Origin of the sequence: Pseudomonas brassicacearum (assembly GCF_003732225.1) — a bacterium.
In the GTDB taxonomy this organism is placed as follows: domain Bacteria; phylum Pseudomonadota; class Gammaproteobacteria; order Pseudomonadales; family Pseudomonadaceae; genus Aquipseudomonas; species Aquipseudomonas brassicacearum_E.
In genome coordinates, this window is sequence record NZ_MOBJ01000008.1 from 122,320 (window position 1) to 146,004 (window position 23,685).

General features: G+C 57.5%; 17 protein-coding genes. 11 read left to right on the forward strand and 6 right to left on the reverse strand.

From position 1 onward, the window contains the following. Positions 1–124: 124 nt before the first annotated feature. On the reverse strand, positions 125–2,062 hold the full coding sequence (locus BK659_RS12660) for a bifunctional 5-dehydro-2-deoxygluconokinase/5-dehydro-2-deoxyphosphogluconate aldolase (protein ID WP_123425402.1): 1,938 nt from the start codon (positions 2,060–2,062) through the stop codon (positions 125–127). Between the two features lie 312 nt (positions 2,063–2,374). On the opposite strand from BK659_RS12660, the gene BK659_RS12665 reads away from it, so the two are divergent. Next, positions 2,375–3,295: a MurR/RpiR family transcriptional regulator gene (locus BK659_RS12665; RefSeq protein WP_123425403.1), complete on the forward strand. Its 921-nt coding sequence runs from the start codon at positions 2,375–2,377 to the stop codon at positions 3,293–3,295. Here BK659_RS12665 and BK659_RS12670 read toward each other — a convergent pair. Beyond that, entirely contained in the window at positions 3,268–4,170 is a 903-nt protein-coding gene (locus BK659_RS12670) for a patatin-like phospholipase family protein (protein ID WP_123425404.1), read from the reverse strand. The two genes, BK659_RS12665 and BK659_RS12670, sit on opposite strands and share 28 nt — an antisense overlap. A 277-nt stretch (positions 4,171–4,447) precedes the next feature. Here BK659_RS12670 and BK659_RS12675 point away from each other — a divergent pair, with 277 nt between their 5' ends. Further along, on the forward strand, positions 4,448–5,059 hold the full coding sequence (locus BK659_RS12675; RefSeq protein WP_123425405.1) for a glutathione S-transferase: 612 nt from the start codon (positions 4,448–4,450) through the stop codon (positions 5,057–5,059). Between the two features lie 202 nt (positions 5,060–5,261). Here BK659_RS12675 and BK659_RS12680 read toward each other — a convergent pair whose 3' ends face one another. Both BK659_RS12680 and BK659_RS12685 read right to left on the reverse strand, forming a co-directional pair. Beyond that, entirely contained in the window at positions 5,262–5,564 is a 303-nt protein-coding gene (locus BK659_RS12680) for a hypothetical protein (protein WP_123425406.1), read from the reverse strand. Positions 5,565–6,078: 514 nt separating this feature from the next. Beyond that, entirely contained in the window at positions 6,079–7,152 is a 1,074-nt protein-coding gene (locus BK659_RS12685) for a diguanylate cyclase (RefSeq protein ID WP_123425407.1), read from the reverse strand. A gap of 481 nt (positions 7,153–7,633) precedes the next feature. Between BK659_RS12685 and glcD the strand changes: the two genes are divergently transcribed. From glcD to hglS, 4 genes are all read left to right on the forward strand, one after another. Then, on the forward strand, positions 7,634–9,133 hold the full coding sequence (gene glcD / locus BK659_RS12690) for a glycolate oxidase subunit GlcD (protein WP_123425408.1): 1,500 nt from the start codon (positions 7,634–7,636) through the stop codon (positions 9,131–9,133). Then, positions 9,133–10,191 (forward strand): glycolate oxidase subunit GlcE, encoded by a 1,059-nt coding sequence (gene glcE / locus BK659_RS12695; RefSeq protein ID WP_123425409.1) that lies wholly within the window; start codon positions 9,133–9,135, stop codon positions 10,189–10,191. Before glcD ends, glcE begins: the two co-directional genes overlap by 1 nt. A 3-nt stretch (positions 10,192–10,194) precedes the next feature. Continuing rightward, the gene (gene glcF / locus BK659_RS12700; protein ID WP_123425410.1) at positions 10,195–11,412 is read left to right on the forward strand and encodes a glycolate oxidase subunit GlcF; all 1,218 of its coding nucleotides are present in this window, start codon (positions 10,195–10,197) and stop codon (positions 11,410–11,412) included. 110 nt (positions 11,413–11,522) lie between these two features. Further along, complete coding sequence (gene hglS, locus BK659_RS12705; RefSeq protein ID WP_185015355.1) at positions 11,523–12,920, forward strand: 2-oxoadipate dioxygenase/decarboxylase HglS; 1,398 nt, start codon at positions 11,523–11,525, stop codon at positions 12,918–12,920. A gap of 85 nt (positions 12,921–13,005) precedes the next feature. Here the strand turns inward: hglS and BK659_RS12710 are convergent, their stop codons facing one another. After that, positions 13,006–15,816 carry an RHS repeat domain-containing protein gene (locus BK659_RS12710; RefSeq protein WP_123425412.1) on the reverse strand — a complete coding sequence of 937 codons (2,811 nt, stop codon included), beginning with the start codon at positions 15,814–15,816 and terminating at the stop codon, positions 13,006–13,008. Between the two features lie 376 nt (positions 15,817–16,192). Next, positions 16,193–16,789 carry a TetR/AcrR family transcriptional regulator gene (locus tag BK659_RS12715; RefSeq protein ID WP_123425413.1) on the reverse strand — a complete coding sequence of 199 codons (597 nt, stop codon included), beginning with the start codon at positions 16,787–16,789 and terminating at the stop codon, positions 16,193–16,195. Positions 16,790–17,411: 622 nt separating this feature from the next. On the opposite strand from BK659_RS12715, the gene BK659_RS12720 reads away from it, so the two are divergent. From BK659_RS12720 to BK659_RS12740, 5 genes are all read left to right on the forward strand, one after another. Next, positions 17,412–18,425: an SDR family oxidoreductase gene (locus BK659_RS12720; RefSeq protein ID WP_123425414.1), complete on the forward strand. Its 1,014-nt coding sequence runs from the start codon at positions 17,412–17,414 to the stop codon at positions 18,423–18,425. 80 nt (positions 18,426–18,505) lie between these two features. Next, complete coding sequence (locus BK659_RS12725) at positions 18,506–20,026, forward strand: class I adenylate-forming enzyme family protein (RefSeq protein ID WP_123425415.1); 1,521 nt, start codon at positions 18,506–18,508, stop codon at positions 20,024–20,026. Continuing rightward, positions 20,016–20,627, forward strand: coding sequence for an HAD-IB family hydrolase (locus BK659_RS12730; protein ID WP_123425416.1), 612 nt, complete (start codon positions 20,016–20,018; stop codon positions 20,625–20,627). The genes BK659_RS12725 and BK659_RS12730 overlap by 11 nt, the downstream gene beginning before the upstream one ends. A gap of 3 nt (positions 20,628–20,630) precedes the next feature. Beyond that, a complete protein-coding gene (locus BK659_RS12735) occupies positions 20,631–22,394 on the forward strand; it encodes an FAD-dependent monooxygenase (protein ID WP_123425417.1) in 1,764 nt (587 codons plus the stop codon). A 117-nt stretch (positions 22,395–22,511) separates the two neighbouring features. Beyond that, positions 22,512–23,603 carry an acyl carrier protein gene (locus BK659_RS12740; protein ID WP_123425418.1) on the forward strand — a complete coding sequence of 364 codons (1,092 nt, stop codon included), beginning with the start codon at positions 22,512–22,514 and terminating at the stop codon, positions 23,601–23,603. Positions 23,604–23,685 lie beyond the last annotated feature (82 nt).

Consider the following 23,685-nt stretch of genomic DNA (forward strand, 5'->3'; position numbering starts at 1 on the left):
ACCATTGAATGTGGCGATGCCCCCTGTGGGAGCGAGCTTGCTCGCGATGGGGCCTTCAAGGGCGCCAAAAGCATCGCGAGCAAGCTCGCTCCCACAGGTCTCGCATTTCAATCAAAAATCAGTGTCAGTTGCGGGCCTTGCGCCAGGCATTGATGAGTTCGACAAACGTGCCCTGCACTCTCTGGATCAGCGCTTCGTCATCGATCTCACCGGCCAGCCACGCTCGGCTCGGTTCCTGGAAAATCGTCCGGCCTACTGCAAACCCTCGGCAGGTCTTGCTCTGGCTCGCTTGCGCAAAGCCTTCGGCCAGCGTTGCGGCCGGTGCGTTCAGGCCCAGCAGCACCACGCCTCGGCAATAGGGGTCGCGCTCCTGGATCAGTTCGTCGAGCTGTTTCCACTCATCGCTGCTTTGCGCCTCGATCTTCCACCAGGCCGGGAAAATCCCCAGGTTGTACAGGCGCTTGATCGCGCGATAGAGCACGTCCGGATGCGCTGACGGATGATCCTTGGGCGGGATGATTTCCAGCAGCAACTCATGGCCGCTGACCTGCGCCGCCTGATACAAACCCTTGATCTGCGCCTCCTGTTCCAGACGCAACAGCGGTTCGTCGTCCGGGTGAAATTGCACCAGGCACTTGATGATTTGTTCCTGCGGCCAGGCGATCAGGTTGCTGCCAATCGAGCGACCATGCTCGAAGGCCAATGGCCGTGAACCTTGCACTTCCACCGGCCGCGCCACCCACCAGCCGCGACCGGTGGCGGCATTCAGCGAGTCCTGGCCGAAGCGCTGGTCAGCCAGCAGACCGACATCCGCCTCGATGCCCTGTTCGCGCAAATCCGCTTCGACCCGCTCCACGGCTTTGATAAAGAGTTGTTTGAGTTCGCAAATACTGCTCAGGTCGCGACCGCCCTTTTGCGCCAGTTCCACCAGTTGTCCGCGATGATCGAAGGCAAAAATGAACAGTTGCTTCCAGGCTTTGCGCGGCACGCTGACCTGATGCAAGCGTTGCAGCACTGCATCCTGATCCGGCCGGGTGATCGGCACCGGGCTGTTGAACAGGTAATCCAGTTCGGCGCGGGTCGGCATCGCCGGGGCGCAGGCGTGGCGTGAAACCACCAAACCACCGCAGGCGTTGGCCAACTGGCAGCAACGTTCATCGCTGGCATCCTCCAGCCAACCGCTGAGGAAGCCCGACATGAACGCATCGCCGGCGCCCAGCACGTTGAGCACTTCGACCCGCACGCCGGGATAGATCGCGCCGTCTTCGAGACGAACCGGAATCCCCCCGTGAATCACCGTGCAGCCTTGCGGCCCGAGCTTGACCACCAACGTCGCTGCCGTCAGACGACGGACGTTACGCAGTGCGCTCAACAAGTCCTCGCTGCCACCGGCAATCATAAACTCCTCTTCGGTGCCGACGATCAGGTCAAACCGCGGGAGGATTTTCTGTACGTGCTGGCTGACCTGCTGGTCGGCGACGAAACGGGTTTCGCCATCCGCCTTGCCCGCCAGGCCCCAGAGAACCGGGCGGTAATCGATGTCGAGAATGCGTTTGACGTTGTGCTTTTCGGCGTACTCCAGGGCCTGGAGGCTCGCCTTGTAGACGCCGTCGGTAGAGAAATGGGTGCCGGTGATCAGCAAGGCTTTGCTGGAGGCAATAAAGGCTTCGCTGATGTCTTCGGCGCGCAGGGCCATGTCGGCGCAGTTTTCGCGGTAGAACACCAACGGAAAGGTTTCGCGGTCCTTGAGGCCCAGCAAAACCATGGCGGTGAGGCGCTCCGGATCGACCTTGATGCCACTGATGTCGCAACCTTCGCGGGCCAGTGACTCGAGCAGGAAACGGCCCATGTGGTCATCGCCGACCCGACTCAACATCGCCGACTTCAGTCCCAGCCGGGCCGTGCCAAACGCAATGTTGGCGGATGAGCCGCCGAGGTACTTGGCGAAGCTTGAGACATCCTCCAGCCGCGCACCGACTTGCTGTGCATAGAGGTCGACGCCAAGGCGCCCCAGGCAAATCAGATCCAATTGACGCCCACTGGCAAAACGAGTCTGGCCCATGCTGGCTCCTGTTATTTTTATCAGCCTGCGTTCGGGGCTGTGGTCGCGCCGAACACTCTTGGTGGATGCAGACTAAAACGGGTGGAACCCACAAATCAATATTTATTCCATTAAATTTTTACGTGGAATATTTTTTCCAATAAACTTCTACAGAAGCGCTCCAGACACAGTGCATCGTTTCAGCAAATGTCTGGCTGACCCACGGCTCAAGATTTTATTCACGCCTACCCTGTAGACTGCGCACAGCCAACCTATTGTCATGGGCAACGCTTCACCGAGCGGCCCTATAAGAACAAGCCAGAAGGATCATTTATGTCCCGCACCGATCAGCCGGCTACCGCCGAGACCACGCCGCAAAGCGACCTCGCCAGCTCCCCGATCAATGCCGAGCGCTTGCTGCAGCTGATCACCGACGAATACGAAAGCCTGCCGCGCCAGCTCAAACGCATCGCCAGCTACATGAGCCAGCAGAGCGACCGGATCATGGTCGACCGCATCAGCGATATCGCCCGCGAATGCGAAGTGCACCCCTCGGCCATCGTGCGTTTCTCGCAACGCTTTGGTTTCAGCGGTTTCAGCGAAATGCAGGCATTGTTCCGCGAGGCGTACACCCACAAGACCACGCCGGTGCAGAACTACCAGCAGCGTATTCGCAGCATGATCGCCAACAAGTCGCAGAAGGCCAGCGGCGGCGATCTGGCGCGCGAGTGCATCGACGCCACGCTGTCGGGCATCGAACGTCTGGGCCTGGAGCTGGATGACCAGTCCTTCGAGAAAGCCGTGGACCTGGTGGTGAATGCCGACAACATCTACGTGGTCGGGGTACGCCGCTCGTTCGCCGTGGCCGATTACCTGGTGTACAACCTGCAACACACCAACAAGCGCATTCACCTGGTCTCGGGACTGGGCGGCAGCTACCGCGAGCAAATGCGCAGCGTGCGGGCCAATGACCTGGTGATCGCCATCAGCTTCACGCCCTACGGCAAGGAAACCCAGCACTGCCTGCGCATTGCCCAGCACCATCAGGCAAAAACCCTGATCATCACCGACAGCAACCTGTCACCGCTGGCCAAACGGGCGAACACGGTGTTGCTGGTCAATGAAGGTTCCTCGTTTGCGTTCCGCTCCTTGAGCGCGACCTTGTGCCTGTGCCAGGCACTGTTCATCGCCGTGGCCTATCGCCTGGAGCTGAAGATGGATGAAATTCACGAGCAGGTCGGGTTCGAGGACTGACCCTCACCGTCATGATGGGTATGGGTGTGGGCCTGCAACGAGCTCGGCACCCCGGCGCGAACCAAACCGCCCTCTTCGATCCAGGTCAGGGTCGATTGATAAGCGCGTTGCAGCAGTTGATCGGTCTGAGTGAAATCGAACACCGAAATCCCCAGCGGACACAGCGGCGCGACCACATGGATCGCTGCTCGCGGTGAGTACAGCTCAATGTCGCGCACCAGTTGACGCATGCTCATCAGGTTCAAGGTGTGCAACGCCAACGCCACCAGCCCTGATGGCGGACTGGGGCAGTCACAACCGAATCCGGTCGGCACCACCACAACCCGCGTCGCTCCCAGGTACACCGCACTGGCAATCGGTGTATTGCTGGCAACGCCGCCGTCGATCAACAGCTTGTCGCCGATTTGCACACACGGAAACACCAATGGAATCGCCGCACTGGCCAGCAACGCCTGTTCGGCACTGCCGCTGGACAGCAGTTCTTCGGCGCCGGTGAGCAAATTGGTGGTGACGATGTACAGCGGCAGTTCGGTGTCTTCGATCTGCTTGAAGGGTAACGCCTTCCGCACCAGATGCTCCAGCGCCGCAGACTGCAACAGAAAGCCTCTGTGTCGAAAAATCGCCGACAGGCTGTCGAACAGCGAAAACGGAAACACATCGGACTTGCGCAAGCCACGCCAGAAGTCCGCCAGCTCGGCCACCCCTTGCGCAGTCGGTCGCGCAGCAAAGTACGCACCGTTGATCGCGCCGACCGAAGCACCGATCACCAGGTCGAATACAACGCCCGCTTCGACCAGCGCCTGCAACATGCCGACCTGAACCGCGCCAAGGCTGCCACCACCGGCGAGGACGAGTGCAGTTTTTTCCGCGGGCATGGCAGACCTCCAGAACCACTCGGGTACTTAGACTCTCCAGCATAGCGGCTGGGCCCGATTGCACTCGGTTCGCCACCTGCGCATCAAGTGTTTGTGGCAGTGGCGAAGGTCATGGGTTTGCCGCTAAATTGGCGGCGCACTGCCTAATGCCTGTCAGTTAAGCGTTGGCGCCCCAAAAGATCGCAGCCTGCGGCAGCTCCTACGGATTTGCGTGCGGATTCGACTGCTCGGCGCACTGCCTGCGTTTATTCACTGCCCATTATCAGAGGAGCTGTACATGAAGCTGATCGGAATGCTCGATTCACCTTATGTAAGACGCGTCGCCATTAGCCTGAAGTCGCTGGACATCCCGTTCGAACACGCCTCGGTGTCGGTGTTCCGGCATTTTGCGCAGTTCCAGCAGATCAACCCGGTGGTCAAGGCTCCGACGCTGGTGCTGGACAACGGCGAAGTACTGATGGATTCGACCTTGATCATCGACTACCTGGAAGCCTTGAGCGGACCGGACAGAAGCCTGATGCCCGCGCCACTGGACCAGCGCCTGCGTTCGTTGCGGTTGATCGGCCTGGCCCTGGCGGCCTGCGAGAAATCGGTGCAGATCTATTACGAGCGCACTTTGCGGCCGGCCGAGAAACAGCATGAACCGTGGCTGGAACGCGTTGGCGGGCAGTTGCTGGCAGCGTATTCGGCGCTGGAGCAGGAACTGGACAAGCAGCCACTGAAGATGGATGGCTCCATCGGGCAGGACGGCATCACCCTCGCTGTGGCCTGGAGCTTCAGCAATCTGGTGGTGCCGGATCAGGTCAGTGATGCGCAGTTTCCGAAGATCCGCGCGTTCACCGCCTACGCCGAACAGCTGCCGGCGTTCATCAGCACACCAATAACCTGAAGAGCTCCTACAGAACCGGGCCACTAGGGCTAATGGCATTCAGTGAAGGAAATACGTTCTGTAAAACGAAGCAAGTCTCGTGTGGGAGCGAGCTTGCTCGCGATGACGGTGTACCAGTCAACATTGATGTTGCATGTGATGGCCTCTTCGCGAGCAAGCTCGCTCCCACAGGTTTCGCACTTTAACTGACTGGCGGTAGCCGCTAAGGCTTGGCTTTGTACCCTTCCTCCAACTGTCCCACCCGCAGCTGAATCACCTCCAGCACCGCACACCCTTCACGGGTAAGCAAATGCACACCACGGGTGACGCGGGTCAGGTCGCAATCGGAAATGCCCTTGAGGGACAGGCTGGTCAAGGTGTCCATCAGGTCGCGAACCACCGTGAAACGGTGCGCGGCGCACGCAGCCAGGTCACTGAGTTCTTTGTGGGTGTTGATGAAGAGCACGGGGTTTGCGGAGTCGTAGGTGTCGACGGGGAGGTAGCGAGGCATGACTTGGTCGTTCATGGTTTTTACTCTTTGTTGAGCGTCCACCATTCGCGGCCAAACGAGAGAGGTGGCGGCTGTGCGAGGGTTGGCCGACCGGTAACGACCACACCGGCACACCCGAAGGTGTCCCGCACACAGCTGCCATAACACAATGTTGCCAGACACAAAAAAAGCGTCTGCAACGGTGTTTTTGACGCTGAAGCGTGGTCATCGTCCGACCGGCCAAGGTCGTTCGCGGATTCTTTCCGCGAGTTCGAACTATAGGGCCCGACGCTGAGACGCGGCAACAGGGTACGTTGTCGGAAAGGTCTTGGAAAGTTGTGGGGTGATTTTGAGGACCGTGCGCCCCGCCGATCCCCCCGTAGCAGCTGCCGAGCCTGCGAGGCTGCGTTCGGCCGCGTAGCGGTCGTAAAATCCGGCAACGCGCTCTTTCAGGTAAACCGCGTATGCAGGATTTGCGAGGACTTCGTCCTCGAACGCAGCCTCGCAGGCTCGACAGCTGCTACGACGGGCCGCGCTTGTTTATGCATAGTCAAACCGCCCCCATCGCCACCCGCTGCACCAGCCCATCGGCATGACAAATCACCCGGTTACGCCCGGTGGTCTTGGCGGCATACAGCGCCTCATCGGCATCGTTGAGCCACTGCAGGGCTTCGCTGTGCATCGGGTCGAAGGCGGCCAAACCAATGCTCAGGCTGACTTTCAACGCCGGATTTTGCTCGTAACCCAGCCCCGAAAATCGATCACGCAAAGCGTCCATCGCCTGGGCAGCGTGGGCCAGAGGTACGTCAGGCAGGATCACGCAGAACTCATCCCCGCCATACCTCCCGGCCACGTCACTCGCACGCAGGTTTTGTTTGAGGATTTTGCTCAGCTGACGCAACACGATATCGCCGGCCACATGGCCGTAACTGTCGTTGATGATCTTGAAGTGGTCGATGTCGATCAAGGCAATCGCACCGCCCCGTTGCTGGCGCTGACAACGCTGGAACTCGACGTCCAGCGCATCTTTCCAGGTGCCGTGATTCAACAGCCCGGTCAGGCTGTCGGTGCGGCTCAGGGCCAGCAGTTCGCGTTTGTGTCTGCCCAGCGTGTGGGCCTGGCGAAAGCAGATCCAGCCCAGCATCAAGGGGTACAGCGTCAGCAACGGTAAGCAGGCATACAGCTGAACCGGACTGGTCTGCGGGATGAACATGGGGAAGAACAGCAGTAACCCAACCCCCATACCCAGCAGTTGAGCCACGGTACCGACAAGCAGAAAACGCAAGCCACCGAGGGCGACGTTGTTCATCGCCATCATCGACAACGTGGCAGTGCTGGGTAAGGGGTTGAACTGCATGGCAGCAACCCAGAACCCGCCCATGAACGCGTCGATCAAAATATTGCGGTGTTCACCACGATAAGGCGACGGCGAGCGGCGCGCCCACTGATAGGCCAGGTGCGGCCAGACAAGGCCGTTGAACAGCATCAGCGCCAACAGCCAATGCGGTGGCTTGAGTGGAATGATCGCCGCGCCCACGCAGAGCAGACCCAGGACCATCCCCAGGGTTCGCGACGTGTAGAGCCTCCTTGCCAGTGAAAGTCCCTTTCCTCCATTTTGGTGCATAGGGGGACAAAGCTCCTCTTCACAACTGACCTGAAACTTCGAGTAACTCAGACAGGGGTGTTGGGAGTCTATCAGGGCGAGATCAAATAGCCATCACCGCCCGGCGGCCCGAAATAGCCCTGTCGGCAGGCCCACTGTCGAAAATTTGACTATAAATGACAAGAGGCCTGCGTCGACGTTTGCTGTCAGATGCCAGCCATTACGCAACACGTTGTGGCGAGGGGGCTTGCCCTAATGCCGGTAAGTTAAGCCGCTACACGATCCGTAGCAGCTGGCGAAGCCTGCGTTCGGCTGCGCAGCGGCCGTAAACCCTGCCTCCATGGTTAACCTGAAAAAACGTGGTGTCTGATTTTACGACTGCTTCGCAGCCGAACGCAGGCTTCGCCAGCTGCTACGGGGAATGTGCCGAGCCCGAAATCCCTTAACTTACCGGCATTAGGGCTTGCCCCCTCGCCACAGATCTCCGGGGTCACTGAGCGCTATGAACATCCTCTACGACGAACGCATCGACGGTGCCCTGCCCCCGGTCGACAGGGATGCCTTGCTCAATGACTTGCGCGAGCAGGTGCCGGAACTGGACATTCTCTACCGCGAAGAAGAACTCAAACCCTACGAGTGCGACGGGCTCTCGGCCTATCGAACCACGCCGATGCTGGTACTGCTGCCGCGCACTCTTGAGCAGGTTCAGGCCGTGCTCAAACTCTGCCACGCCCGTCAGGTGCCGGTGGTGGCGCGTGGCGCGGGCACCGGGCTGTCCGGCGGTGCATTGCCGTTGGAAAAAGGCGTGTTGTTGGTGATGGCGCGCTTCAACCAGATTTTGCAGATCGACCCCGCCGCCCGCACGGCACGGGTTCAGCCGGGGGTGCGCAACCTGGCGATTTCCCAGGCCGCTGCGCCGTTTGGCCTGTATTACGCGCCGGACCCGTCCTCGCAGATCGCCTGCTCGATTGGCGGTAATGTCGCGGAAAACGCCGGTGGCGTGCACTGCCTGAAATACGGCCTGACCGTCCACAATGTGCTGAAACTGGAAGTGCTGACGATTGAAGGCGAACACCTGACCTTGGGCTCGGACGCGCTGGACTCAGCGGGTTTTGACCTGTTGGCGCTGTTCAACGGCTCCGAGGGATTGCTGGGCATCATCACCGAAGTCACGGTCAAACTGCTGCCCAAACCACAGGCGGCCAAGGTGCTGCTGGCGAGTTTCGACTCCGTGGAAAAAGCCGGAGGCGCCGTGGCGGATATCATTGCCGCCGGGATCATCCCTGCGGGTCTGGAGATGATGGACAACCTGGCCTTGCGCGCCGCCGAAGACTTCATTCACGCCGGTTACCCGGTGGACGCCGAGGCGATTCTGCTGTGTGAGCTCGATGGCGTCGAAGCCGATGTACGCGATGATTGCCTGCGGGTTCGCGCCGTGCTGGAACAGGCCGGCGCCAGTGAAGTGCGCCAAGCCCGTGACGAGGCGGAACGGGTGAGGTTCTGGGCCGGACGCAAAGCTGCGTTCCCGGCGATCGGGCGCTTGTCGCCGGATTATTACTGCATGGACGGCACCATCCCGCGACGCGAGTTACCGGCTGTGCTTAAAGGCATTGCCGAGCTTGCCAGTGAATACGGCTTGCGGGTGGCCAACGTGTTTCACGCCGGCGACGGCAACATGCACCCGCTGATCCTGTTCGACGCCAACCAACCCGGCGAGCTGGAACGCACCGAAGCCCTCGGCGGCAAAATCCTCGAACTCTGCGTCAAGGTTGGCGGCAGCATCACCGGCGAGCATGGTGTCGGCCGCGAGAAAATCAATCAGATGTGCGCGCAGTTCAATAGCGACGAGCTGACGGTTTTCCACGCGGTAAAAGTCGCCTTCGACGCCAACGGCCTGCTCAATCCCGGCAAGAACATTCCCACCCTGCACCGCTGCGCCGAGTTCGGCGCCATGCATGTCCATAACGGGCAACTGCCCTTCCCCGATCTGGAGCGTTTCTGATGCGTGCCGAACAGGACCGGGACGCCAACGCGGAGTTACTGGAGCAGATCAACCAGGCCCGGGAGAATGCGACGCCGTTGCGCATTCAAGGCGCCAGCAGCAAAGCCTTCCTCGGTCGAGAAGTCGCTGGCGAAGTGCTCGATACCCGCATCCATCGCGGCATCGTCAGTTATGACCCGACCGAACTGGTCATCACTGCCCGCTGCGGTACACCGCTGAGGGAATTACTGGCAGCGCTGGATGCGGCCGGGCAAATGCTCCCCTGTGAACCGCCCTCCTTCGGTGAAAACGCCACCGTCGGCGGCATGATCGCTTCGGGGTTATCAGGTCCGCGTCGACCCTGGGCCGGCTCGGTGCGTGATTTCGTCCTCGGTACACGGCTGATCACCGGCAACGGCAAGCCGCTGCGTTTTGGCGGTGAGGTGATGAAAAACGTCGCCGGTTATGACCTGTCGCGGTTGTTGACCGGCAGCTTCGGTTGCCTCGGCGTGATCACCGAAGTCTCGCTCAAGGTCCTGCCCAAACCGCGCCAATGCCTGAGCATCAGCCTGGAACTCGATAACACCCACGCCTTGAGCAAACTCGCCGAGTGGGGCCAGCAACCGCTGCCCATCAGCGCGGCGAGCCATGACGGGCAGCAATTGCACCTGCGGCTGGAGGGTGGCGAAGGTTCGGTCAGCGCCGCCCATCAGCGCCTCGGTGGCGAGGTGCTGGACGCTCAATACTGGGAGGCGTTGAATGAACAACAACTGGCATTTTTCGATGAAGGCTTGCCACTGTGGCGTCTGTCATTGCCCAACAACCTCGGCCCGCTGACGCTGCCCGGCGAACAACTGATTGATTGGGCCGGCGCGCAACGCTGGTTGAAATCCGAGGCGCCGAACATTCAGTCGCTGGCCGCTGATCTGGGCGGCCATGCGACGTGCTACAGCCACGGTGTCAGCGACAGCCCGTTCCAGCCGTTGGTGCCGGCGTTGCTGCGTTACCACCAGCAGCTCAAGGCTCAACTCGACCCTCAGGGGTTGTTCAACCCTGGCCGGATGTACGCGGAGTTCTGAAGCATGCAGACCACCCTCAGCGAACAGGCCAAACGCCTGCCCCGCGCGGCAGAGGCCGAAAGCATTCTGCGCACCTGCGTGCATTGCGGGTTCTGCAACGCCACCTGCCCGACCTATCAGTTGCTCGGCGATGAGCTCGACGGCCCGCGTGGGCGCATCTACCTGATCAAGCAAGTCCTCGAAGGCCACCCCGCCACCGCCCAGACCCAATTGCACCTGGATCGCTGCCTGTCGTGCCGCGCCTGCGAAACCACCTGCCCGTCCGGGGTCGATTATCACAACCTGCTGGACATCGGCCGCGCCGTCGTCGATCAGGCGGTGCCGCGCTCGGTGAGTCAGCGCGTGTTGCGCCAGGGCTTGCTGGCGATGGCACCGAATCCCGGGCTGTTCAAAGCGCTATTGCAAATCGGTGCAACCTTCCGACCGCTGATGCCACGCGACCTCGAAGCCAAACTGCCGCACGACGTGCCGCCAGCGGGAGAATGGCCAACCTCGGTGCATTCGCGAACAGTGCTGATGCTCGAAGGCTGTGTGCAGCCGGGTTTGTCACCGAACACCAACGCCGCTGCAGCGCGGGTGCTGGATCGACTGGGGATCAACGTCAGCACCGTTAGCCAGGTCGGATGCTGCGGGGCGCTGGACTATCACCTCGATGCTCAGGAACACGGGCTCAATCGCGCCCGCCAGAACATCGACGCCTGGTGGCCCGCGCTGGAAAACGGCGCCGAGGCCATCGTGCAAACCGCCAGCGGCTGCGGTGCATTCATCAAGGATTACGGGCATTTGCTCAAGACCGATCCGGCCTACGCGGCCAAAGCCAAACGGGTCAGCGAAATGAGCAAAGACCTGGTGGAGATCCTGCGCAACGAACCATTGGAGCGAGTGTGTGCGGCCACCGAGCGACGGATCGCCTTCCACTGCCCGTGCACCTTGCAGCACGCGCTAAAACTCGGCGGTGCAGTCGAAGAACTACTGACCCGACTGGGATTCAATCTCACCAGCGTGCCCGACAGCCATCTGTGTTGCGGCTCGGCCGGGACTTACTCATTGACCCAACCGGCGCTCGCCCGGCAACTGCGCGATAACAAGCTCAACGCTCTGGAAAGCGGCCGGCCGGAGCTGATCGTCACTGCCAACATCGGTTGTCAGAGCCACATCGCCAGCGCTGGACGGACGCAGGTCAGGCACTGGATCGAACTGGTGGATCAGATGTTGCGCTGAACGCAGCAGTCATTTGCAGAATGAAGTTCAGAAGAAACTTCGTTTGTCAGCGCCGCCCGTGCCGAACAGAATCGGCCTACTCCACTGTCACTGCGCCGGGATTCGTGTTTATGAGCAACCAGAACGTCGTCAGCCCAGACCTGATCCGCCAACGTTTCTCGCGGGCGATGTCAGACATGTACCGCGAAGAAGTGCCGTTGTACGGCGCCTTGATGGAACTGGTGGCACAGACCAACGCCCAGGTGCTCGACAGCGATCCGGCGATTGCCCGGCAGTTACGCAGTACCGGCGAAATCGAGCGCCTGGACCTGGAACGCCACGGTGCGATCCGCGTCGGCACCGCGCAAGAGCTGGCGACCCTCTGCCGCTTGTTCGCGGTGATGGGCATGCAACCGGTCGGCTATTACGACCTGACGCCAGCCGGGGTGCCGGTGCATTCCACGGCGTTCCGCGCCGTGCATGAAACGTCATTGCAGGTCAGCCCGTTCCGGGTCTTCACCTCGCTGCTGCGCCTGGAACTGATCGAAAATACCGAGCTGCGCGCCTTTGCCGAATCGGTGCTGGCCAAGCGTTCGATTTTCACCGCGCAGGCGCTGGCGCTGATCGAGCAGTCCGAACAACACGGTGGACTCAACGAGCAACAAGCCGAAGATTTCGTCGAACAGGCACTGGAAACCTTCCGCTGGCACCACCACGCCACCGTCACCGCCGCGCAATACCAGCAACTCAGCGCCCAGCATCGGTTGATCGCCGACGTGGTCGCCTTCAAAGGCCCGCACATCAATCACCTGACGCCGCGCACGCTGGACATCGACATCGTGCAGGCAAAAATGCCCGAACATGGCATCACCCCCAAAGCGGTGATCGAAGGTCCACCGCGCCGCCAGTGCCCGATTCTGCTGCGCCAGACCAGTTTCAAAGCGCTGGATGAACCCATCGCCTTCACCGATCAGCAGCAGGCTCTCGGCAGCCACAGCGCCCGCTTCGGTGAAATCGAACAACGCGGCGCCGCGCTGACGCCTGAAGGTCGCGCACTCTATGACCGCCTGCTCAACGCCGCCCGCGATGAACTCAAGGACTTCCCCAACGAAGCCAACGCGGCGCGCTACAACAGCCTGATGGAACAGCATTTCAAGGCATTCCCGGACAGCTACAGCGAAATGCGCGAACTAGGTCTGGCCTACTTCCGCTACTTCGTCACCGAGAAAGGCCTGGCGGCCGATAGCGACGAACTCGGGTCTGTGTCGTTGCAAGGCCTGCTCGACGCCGAGTACATCCGTGCCGTGCCGCTGGTGTACGAAGACTTTCTACCGGTCAGCGCGGCGGGGATCTTCCAGTCGAACCTCGGCGACGCCGCGCAAACCCACTACGGCGAGCACTCGAATCGGCAAGCGTTTGAACAAGCCCTGGGGCGGTCGACTATCGATGAACTGGCGTTGTACGCGCAAACGCAACAGCGTTCGATTGAGGAATGCTGCGCCGCGCTTAATCTGCCGCTGCTGCCCTGAGTGGCTTGCCCCACGGGGCTCGGCACGCGAGCCCAAGGAAAGGGCTGGCTGTCAATCAAATAGCACGAGAATTGCGCGGTAGCAGTTAATGAGCAGAGCTGGTTGACTGCTTTGAAGTTACATAATTATGCAAAGCGCGTCGACCTACATACAGGGCTACTACAGCTTTAGTGTCCGCATTATTTAAAATCATCTTATCCCTAACTCCTCCACCTTTAAGAACTCCAAACCCTATCACCTGCCGATCAGAATTTCCGAACACAGACTGCAAGCGATCGTCAGAAATCTCGCCATTTGTAATATCCATGGACACATCAAAAATATCTTTGGTACGAGAACGCCCCATTCTCAAAAGACTTTTATCGAGTTCCTGAACACTGTATTTATCAGACAAAAAAGCCGGTTCATTTCTTTTCTCAAAATGATTATAAAAATCCACCGTATGAGACACCATATGCGAGCTCTCATGAAGAATGGTCCTAACCAGTGGAATAATCCCTTTTTGAGTGGCAAAAAAATAAGGCGTCAAAAAAAGTCGCCGTCTGTCATCGTGACGCTGAACAAAAGCTATAGCCTTTCGATCTTTATCTTTAGCTTTTACAAAGACTATTTGATCACTCAGCGCGCCATTCTTAAAGTAATCGGACACCAAACTTCGCATCTTTCTAAACTCACTAACCATATCCTCAGCAGACACCGCAATCCGTCCATATATTTCACTCACATCCCTAAGCGCTTCGTCTTGAGCATCTTTACTACTAAGAACAACAATTGATTCCACAAGCACCTTATGAGTAAGAAGCAATGCCTGGTCGAATGCCTCAAGATGACTTGTTTCAAATTGCGCACGACCACGAGAAATAATCTTGAAATCTTGTTCAGTCTCCTGCTCGTAGACATCACCCTCCCCACTATATAACCCCATCACATCCCGACGACCCACCGGATTATTCCCTACCATACAAAATACATTCAACCCATCAACAATTCCGGCCGGATCTGGATTAATCCAACGCTGCAACCACGGTGCGTAATACCGGAAGCCGTAGTAATACAACCCTGTCGCATCCCGTTCCTTACCCGAGTAACGCACACACTTGTATTTGGCTTCAACTTGCGAGCGCCCCATCCACCAGGCCGTACCACCATAAGCGTAGTACCCCTCATAACTGATCAGGTTGCCACGACCATCCAGTTCCAGTGTGCTGTTGCCCAAATGGTCGTCGAGGCTGTAGCGCAACTGATCTTCTTCGACTTCATCCGGCTGACCGTGCACCCAATGCAGCAACCGGACACCGCTGCGTCCCGCCTGGACATTAAGCACATGCAACACTTCGTCGGGGCTGTCCGCCCCTTCGCTACGAATCTCCAATCCCGGCAAATACCGCACCTCGGCTTTTCGGGTAACGCTCGCCGCCCGCGCATGACGAACTTTGCGCACCCGCATACCAGCACCGTCGTAGAGATAACGCTCGCTGTCGTGTTGGCCGTTTGCGCGGGTCACCAACAGGACTTCGCTGAGTTGATTGCGAGCCGTCCAGCGCATCGCTTGTCCCGGCGCCAGGACCTTGAGATTGCCGTTGTCATCAAAACTCGCACCAAAGTCGGGCTCTTGGCCTTCGACCTGGGTCAGCCCTCGATTGCTGCCGGCTTCAATGAGCATGCGGTGCATGGGTTTACCGCTGTGACGCTGTTCGAGCAGATTGCCGCCTGCGTCATAACTCCAGCTCTGGCTGTAGTGCTGTAGTCGAGCGGGATCCGGCGGTGAGATCAGCTCGGGCAGCGCAGGGCCATTAACGGCTGACGCTACCTCACACCCAGTGGCGCTGATCAATTGATAGAGCGAGTCGTAGCCATAGCGATTGATCGGCTCAACACGTTGATTGGCAAACCAGCTGACGGGTTGGGATTCATCGGTCATGCAGACGATGTTACCCACCGGGTCATAGTCGTACTGCAGGTCCTGCAGGCTCCGTTCACCGTTACTCGCGAGCAACTGCCGCAATCGGCCATCGGCGGGATCGTAGACGCTGCTGCTGATGACGCCATTGCCGGCCTTCTCGCGCTCGATCTGGCCGAAAGCGTTATAGGCCATGTCGCTGGCCAACAAGTGCTCCGGCTTGCTGGCAACCGTCAGCCAGGTGCTCTGCAATTGCCCTTGAACACTGTAGGCATAGCGCCGGGTATGTCCGGCGGCATCAAGCTGTGCAAGCACGCCACCCAGCGCGTCGTACTGCCAACAGGTGCTGTAGATTTTGTCCGCGCCCTGCTCCAGCAAGGCATCCTGCTGGCTCTCGGCAGCAGGCCACCCCGGGTGATCCAGCTCTGCCAGAAAACGCCGCGACTCCGTGAGCGGTTCCCCTTGCAGGCTGTAGTCGGGCACCTCACGCGCACCAGCGGTGTCAACATGACGAATCAACCGACCGCATTGATTTCGAACGCTGACCCCAGATTCAGCCGATCCGTAATAAAAACGCTCCACGCACTGCATGGCAGTCTTGGGCGGGGCTTGCTCGATACTCAGTGGCCGGCCCATCGAGTCATAGTCAAAGCGCGTTGTATTCCCCGTCCCGTCCCAGTTCTGCCGGACCTGCCCGGTTTCATCCTGCAATACCAACCGCCAGCCGGCATCGACGCTGACGGTCAACAAGGGCTGTCCCGACAAGCCAGGCACGCGAATCATCGAGGCAATCGGCGTGCTGCCCGTGCCCAAACGCGGGTCCCGGTTCGCCACCGATCGACCTGCGACATCGAAAGTCTGACGCGTCACCCGTGTCTCAGGCCGCGCATCGCTGCTGGTCTTGCGGTAATAGGCAACGGACGCTACGGCCAACCCCCGAGCGTCGACCACCGCCAGCGTGGGTGTATTGCGGTGCAAAGCGTATTCGGGTTCCATCTGCAGACTCTCGATGCACAATCATCGGAGGTTAGACGAACATGCTGAGGATCGCTTGAAACGAGTTTAGCTCTTTGCCGAGATACAGCAGAAACACGGGCTTCGGACATTTCCTGCACGTTGTAGTGGTTTTGGTGAACTTGTGCGGAATGGACCAGGTGAATAGCCTTCGTCTGTCGCTGCAATATCAGTGGCAAGGGTGTGGAAGCCCTTCAAAAAATCCAGGTGCACAAGCGCCCCTAAATTTAAGCAGACGCGAAATACACTGACCGGTGTGCTCAACAAGGTGGAAACCAGAGGAGGCCCATTCGCATCCTGCCCGAGGTCTGAGCCTCGGACATGCGAATTCCGTATGTATCACAAGGATGGCAGAGTTCTATAAAGGCTCTGCTGTCTGGATAAGCGAGTTCAACACCAGCTTTATTTCAGAGGCCGGATCTTTATGCCCTTGCAGTATCAAACCTTCCGACAGAGCGGTGAAGGTCTTTGCCAGCGTCGCATACGCCAAAGGAGGCTTCTTGCCGGCGTGATTGAAGATAATAGTAATCAGCTTGCCTAAAGCCTCGCTATTTTCCTGATGCAGATCGTAGTAATGCGTTGAGAACTCCTCGTCGCGCAAGGCGATCAGTTGCAGTTCAGCATCAAGAATCGCACAGCTGGCATTATCTTTAAGCGTATCGATATAAGCATTCAATCCATGGGTGAGCTCTTCCGATGAATACCCCGACGTCAGGGTAAGACTCAACCGATCGATTTCAACCCTCTTGAATCTCTGAGTCAATTGCAGAAGCAAGTCTGACTTACTTGCAAAGTTTGAAAAAAAAGCCCCCTTCGAAAACCCGGCCTCCTCGGAAATAACGTTGACACTGGCAGCGTGAAAGCCTTTTCTCACCATAAGGTCAGTGGCGGTATCGAATAACTTGTCCCTTGTTACTTGCTGACTTTCTTCTCGACCTAATCTCTTTTTAATCACGCCCTCGGCTCCTTTGGCCAAACAAAAAATCTATTTGTAACTGGATGCAACAGATTTGCCACTCACTGTGCAAAACCTGTTTTAACTATCATATCTTATACTAGGCCTTCTTAATCACTTTACATTTAAACTTTCAAGGAGTGCCATGTAAATGCCATCTATTGGACCAGCGGGTGGTGGATCCTGGATGTGCTGCACTGACGATTTTTCGCCGGAATTGCGAGCGTTCACAACTCATAAAGAGGCCTTGGCTCCAGTACGTTCAGGCGCCTTGGTAACCCGTTTTATGGGTGCCTCCCTGCCCGATTGAGTCAGCGAGGTTGTCTTTTGACTCCCTCCAGAAGACAGGCGACGGGTGGTGAATATTTCTTGCGATGACCTTGATCCGCTCGATCCGGGTGAAAATCTGCTGTCGGCACCGCTCTAAATCGCTGGATTCCCGTGTTTTAGGTCAGGTTCAGGGACGTCGACCTTGCGGCGATCATGAAATACCGCTTGATTTTCAGATACCGAATGGTTTTTACTTGCCGCCGTTGGTGTGACCAACGCCTGATCAGAGCATTGAGCCCGGCGACATCACCCTCAATGCAGTAGCAGGTTACCTCTCAGGAGCTGGATTTTAATGGAATATGCCTTTGTTACAGGCGCTACAGGCCTGCTCGGTAATAATGTGGTTCATGCGCTTTTAAAGCGAAATATCAAAGTAAAAGCGCTGGTCCGTTCCGTAGAAAAAGCCAAGAAGCAGTTCGGCAATCTGCCTGTCGAATTTGTCGAAGGCGACATGCTCAATGTCGACGCCTTCAGCCATGCGCTGCAAGGCTGTGATGCCTTGTTTCATACGGCCGCCTATTTCCGCGATAGTTACAAAGGCGGAAAGCACTGGCAGAAACTGTATGACACCAACGTGACCGGAACCGAGCGACTATTACAAGCCGCTTATGCCGCCGGCATTCGTCGTGCAGTTCATACTTCCTCCATTGCCGTCTTGAAAGGCAACAGAGATCAAGTGATCGATGAAACAATGTCTCGCAGTGAATTGGAGGCTGACGATTATTACTTGAGTAAAATATTGTCTGAGCAAAAAGTTCAGGAATTTCTGTTGCAGCACCCCGATATGTTCATCGCCATGGTATTGCCAGGCTGGATGTTTGGCCCCGGGGATATCGGCCCCACCTCATCAGGACAGTTCCTGCTCGACTTTGTCGGACAGAAATTGCCCGGCGTATTGCCTGGAAGCTTTTCCGTTGTAGACGCCAGGGATGTGGCGGAGCATCAACTCGCGGCAATCACACGCGGCAGATCCGGAGAACGCTACCTGGCAGCCGGCAATCACATGGACATGAAAAGTATTTTCCAGGCGCTCTCCAGTGTCAGCGGCGTAAAAGCGCCAGAACGTAAAGTGCCACTGTTCATGCTGCGAATAATTGCCCTGGTGTATGAAGGGTATTACCGGATTACAAAAAAGCCAGTGCTCATCAGTACGTCCACCGTCAAACTTATGGAACAAGAGCAAGGCCGCACCCATTTCAGCCACAACAAAAGCCTGCAGGAGCTGGACTGCAAGTTCCGCCCCGTCGCTGAAACACTGACTGATACTCTGGACTGGTATCGTAAAAATAACTACATAGATGCGTAATTGAAACATTTCATATATAGCCTGCCTCTGTAGTACTTTTTTGTTTAACCATAAATTCAAGGATTGAGAGAGGTTGGTCAATGAAAAGCCTTTCATCTAAAGAAGGTTTTCTGCATCGCTTTGTCGGTTTTTCAGAGTCGTTCCCCAACCATATTGCTATCAGGAATCTGGACGCGGAAGAAGACACTGTTACTTACCGCGAGTTGCGAATAAAAGCCGAAGAGTGCAACGGTGCCCTCACCGCATTGGATGTATTGCCGGGCGACAAAGTGGCGCTGGTTCTACCCAACGGGGTGGAGTTCATCGCTTACTATCTGGCGATCATCGGGCGCGGTGCGATTCCGGTCATCCTCAACTACAAACTGACGCCATTCGAAATGACCAGCGTCATCAGCATCGCCAGACCGACGCTGGTTGTGACGACCGAAACGCTATGGGAGCAGCATAGCGAGACATTTCAGCCTACCTACGGCGTTCGTCACTCCTTGGTGTTGAACGCCGGGGGCGAGCTGTCATCTCCCCTGCCCGACAACGCAACGGCCGATTCTCGGCTTCCCCGACAGACCGAGCCGTTGTTACTGCCCGAAGGCAATCCAATCGTCTCGGTACAGTTCACTTATCGGGGTATCGGTAAACCGCTGGCCGTTTCTCACCGCTACCTTGACCTGACGCAATCGAGCGATGGGCTGCATGAGCAGTTTCATCTTCAAGGCGTCGGGTCCGTTCATCTGGTGACGCTGCCGCTGTATGCCATCTTCGGACTGTCCGTGATGATGGTCTTTCCATTGAGCGTGGGCGCCACTCTGTTAATGACCAACACCCTGCTCAATAGGGATCTGGCAGAAGTCTTGTCCCAGCATAAGGTCACCTTTGCCTGCCTGGTGCCCGACGTCATTCGCTACTTCAATACGCGACTGGCCAAACGCAAAGGCGCGCTGTTGCCGATGCACCCGCAACTGATGATTTATTCGGGTGGCAGCCATTTGCCGGCGGACGAAGCCGAGAAACTGGGCCGGCTGCTGGGCTGCAACCCGGTGCTGCAAGGCTATGGATTGACCGAGAGCATGCCGGTGATTGTCCAGAGTTCTATTGGCAAGGTCCATCGCGGCGCCATGGGACAACCGATTAGCGGTGTAGAACTGCGGGTCGTCGATGCCGAAGGGCGGGACGTCGCATCTGGGCGTATCGGCGAACTGTTGATACGCGGCTCGATGGTGATTGACGGCTATAACGATGCCGAGGACGCCAATGCCCGGTTCTTCCGTGATGGCTGGCTACACACGGGTGATCTGGTCTGGCGGGACGACGATGGACATGTGTTTTTCTATTGCCAACGCCTGCGCATCTCGAAGATCAAAGCGCAAATGGTTGACCTGACGGAAATCGAATCCATCGCCCTGAAGCATCCCGACGTGGTGCGCGCGAAAGCCTACATCGTCCCCGACAACAAAGAGGTCAACGTATTGCACCTGTGCGTTGAAGGGAGCGGTGACCTGACCCAGAGCGCTATCTCCACCCTGCTCTCGCACTACCTCTCGGGCTTCAAGCTGCCCAGAACCATCGAGATCGTCTCTCTCAAGGAAGAGATCCATGCAAGCTAATGGCACACAACCGGTACTCGCCGTTTTCGACTTTGACGGCACACTGACCGACAGACATACGTTCTGGCGCTACATGCGTTACATCGTGGGAACCCGATCGTTCTGGCTCAGGATCATTCCCCTGCTGCCCAAAATGCTCAGCGTGATCCTTGGCATCACGCCGTTGATGCAAGCCCGCCTGGCGTTTATTGCCTGTTACCTGGGCGGTCTGTCGGTTGAGCAAGAGCGCGAGCACGCCAGGTATTTCATTAGCGAGCTACTACCGCTCTGGCTCAGGCCCGAAGCCCTGCGCCGGCTGCAATGGCATCAGTCCATGGGGCATGTCACTGCTCTGGTCAGCAACTCGCCAGAAAACTACCTGATTCCCTGGGGCCAGGCAGCGGGCTTTGACTATGTGTGCGGCACTCGCCTGGCGACTGCGAAAAACAAACTGACCGGCGGGATATCAGGTGCCAACTGTGTTGAGAGAGAAAAAGTCACGCGGCTGAAAGGCTGTTTGAGCAACCTTGATGACTTTTACATTTATGCCTACGGCGACTCATCAGGTGACGATGCCCTGCTCGGCATTGCCAACTCTCCCTTCTATAGAAACTGGTACTAACCGATGAACACTCTGAGCACTTTGGCCCCCAAGCACTTCAGGCAACCCGGTCACGCCCCGACCGTCATGATCGTCGGCGCCGGCCCTATTGGCTTGTCCATGGCAATCATGCTGAAAAAATGGGGCGTGTCTTTTCGCATTATTGAAAAGAATGCCGGCCCCTCGACCGCTACCAAAGCGATGGCCATCCATTCCAGAACCCTGGAAATTTTTCGGGATCTGGGTGTTGCCGATCAGGCCATCGGCGACGGGTTTACTATCAACCAGTTTTCGGTGCAGTCGAACGCCAAACGGGTGCTGAACTATAACTTCTCCTACCTGGATGCCACCTATCCCCTGCTCCTCAGCCTGCCACAGCCGCAGACGGAGAAGATCCTGCTTGAGCGACTTAACAAGTTAGGGGCGGATGTCGAGTGGAATACCGAACTGGTCGACATAGAAAACCAGCCGGGATCAGTGCGCATGACACTGCATCATGCGGACGGCAGCGACGAATCCCTGACCAGTCGCTGGGTGGTCGCGTGCGACGGTGCTCGCAGCAACATTAGAAAACGTCTTGAGATGACCTTCGAAGGATCGTCCTACGACCGATTTTTCATGCTGGCCGATGCCGATATCGAGTGGTCTGGAAGCAAGGACGAAGGGGCTTTCTTCCTGGGTGCACAGGACGGTTATGTGGCGGTCGCGCCGATCAGCGCCCAATCCCGTTATCGGCTGTTCATCGAGATGCCCTATAACCTGCCGCCAGAAGGTGAGCGCCCTTCCTTGAGCCTGGAGAACTTTCAGCGGTTGTGTGAAGGCCGTGGGCAAAAGATGACGCTGTCGAATATTTCATCGACCACCATCGCCTCTTTTCAACATCGTCGCGTGCAGTCGCTGCAGCAAGGCTCTGTGTTTCTGGTGGGCGATTCGGCGCATATCGGCAGCCCGATCGGCGGGCAATGGATGAACCTGGGGGTTTCCGAGGCCTATAACCTGGCGTGGAAAATGGCCTATGTCGATCAGGGCCTGGCGGATCCATCATTGCTCGAAAGCTACAACGAAGAACGCTACCCGGTTGCTCTGGAAGTCGAGAACACGGCACACCGACTGACCGGACTGATTACCCTCAAGCATCGCGCCCTCGTTTGGCTACGCGACAATGTTCTGCCGCTGCTGAGCAACAGGCGCAAGGTTCAGCGCAAGCTGCCCTCGATGATTTCCGGTCATCAGTACCACTACGGCAAAAGTGATTACATTCAAGAATCGCTGACGAAAAAGCAGCGCATGAATTGGGACAAAAAAGGCCGGAAAGCCGAATTCCAGACGTCTGTGCCTCGCGCAGGTCAACTGGCTCCCGATGTTGAATTGTGGCAACTGCAAGGTATGCCGCCAAAACGCTTGATCGACGTGTTCCACGGAACGTTCACGCTGTTGATTTTTAGCGCAGCCGATCAGTTTTCTCCGTTGTTACCGGGCTATTACTCGCTGGCCGAGTCGGTGGAGAAGGATTACCCCGGCATCAAGGCTTATTGCGTTATTGATGCCCTGAACAGCACCGACCTGCCTTCCTGGCACTCGACGTTGCTGGACCCCGATTGGCGACTGCACAAGCGTTACCATGCCAAAGCGGGCACATTGATGCTGATTCGTCCTGATGGCTACATCGCTTTCCAGGGTGCCGATGCAATCACGCTCATTACTTATCTGAACGTCAGATCCGGGCTGCTCAAGGGCGCTAAAAAAACAACATCTTCCGAGATCGACGCAGTGGAACTCCAACTTTAAGTCTCTCTATGGCTACTGCCAGTTTGGTTAATTGATTTACACAAGGCCCTCCCCTGGGCCATGACTTTTGATTTCTTACTTATAGAAACATAGACCGACTTTGGTTAGGAGAACCTCATGCGCTTCCAACTCAACGATGTTGTGCAGGAATTCATCGTGTCCAATGGAAAAATAGCCCACAGCTATTTTTCTCTTTCAGAGAAAATCATTGATTCACTGTGCGAATCCAATATAGCAAAAGAATCAATATTGATGCGTTTGCTGGAGCAGGCCGAAACCGTCACGGCGCATTACTTCAATGCTCATCAACAAGTTCTTGAAGGCGTGTATGCCCATGGGGTTGAAGCCCCCGTCAATAAAACTCTTCCGGTGCTGGAGCCCGTACTCTCGAACTCGAACTCGGCAATGCTGGCATCGGCCCCCGTTGCCGAACAAACACCTGCGCTCACCTACGGTCAATGGTTGCGCGCCGAAATAAGCTCGGTCACAGGATTCAAAAAGGAACAAATCGACTTCGATCAAAGTTTCGAGAGCCTGGGCATCGACTCTCTGGGGCTGGTCGATATTTTCGAATCCCTGGCCCAGCACTTCCCGGAAAAGAAAGAGCTCACCTCGCTGCTCTTTGATGCCCCGAGCCCTACCGCCTTGCTGGCACGACTTGAAGCCAATCCACAGGCACCTGCCGTGGATGTCGAGGCCTGGGTACTGGAACAACTGGCGAATATCACCGGTTTTACGGTTGACCAGATCGACCAGCAACAAAGCTATGAAAGCCTGGGCCTGGACTCCCTGGTGCAGCTGGACTTCCTGGAATCGGTCGTCGCCTTGTGGCCGCAACTCAAAGCCAACAGTACTGAGCTGGTCAACGCCAAATTTCCACAAGACACCATCGCACTGATCAAAGCCGCCCTGGCCGCCCCCGAGTCGACATCAGTTGCACCCTGCGAGGCGCAATCACCTGCCTCAACGGGCTCCCAGGAGCCGGTCGGCAATCTGCTTTTCAACTCCCTGTCGCCGCTGATCCCGGACGCGCCAAAGTCGATCGACATCGAGACGCCCTTCGCCCAGTTGGGGCTCAACGGTTTTGCCCGAGAAACACTCTGCCAATCCATGGCGCAACAATGTTCTGCCAGCGAGTTTGCCGGTGAAGCGCTGATGTCGCGTCGTACGCCGCAGGACGCCTTGTCGCTTTTGGCAAGACTGCGCTGAGGCACTGAGCCGCTAAAAAAATGGCATGGAATCCGGGTGATCGGACAGATCACCCAGCAGTTTGGCAATCAGGAGACAGGGT